The organism is Neisseria sp. HMSC066H01 (assembly GCF_001837375.1).
Taxonomy (GTDB): Bacteria; Pseudomonadota; Gammaproteobacteria; order Burkholderiales; family Neisseriaceae; genus Neisseria.
Genome location: NZ_KV832184.1, coordinates 1 through 248 on the forward strand (window position 1 = coordinate 1; position 248 = coordinate 248).

The 248-nt window shown below is 54.4% G+C and carries 1 protein-coding gene; it reads left to right on the plus strand.

All coding sequences use genetic code 11. The features are described 5' to 3' along the window. Positions 1 to 248: hypothetical protein (locus tag HMPREF2551_RS10565; protein ID WP_168167193.1), on the plus strand; the 248-nt coding region annotated here is incomplete at both ends.

Consider the following 248-nt stretch of genomic DNA (forward strand, 5'->3'; position numbering starts at 1 on the left):
TCCACCGTGACCGTTGCCGGCGACGACAACATCACCACCGAAGCCCAAGACGATAAAGTGACAGTTAAGCTGAACAAAGACCTGGTTGTAGACAGCGTCAAAGCCGGCGACACCACCGTTAACAACGACGGTGTGAAAGTAGGTGACGATGTCGCGTTGACCCAAGACGGCGTTAAAGCAGGTGACGTCAAACTGACCAAAGACGGTTTGAACAACGCCGGCAACAAAGTGACCAACGTAGCCGCCGG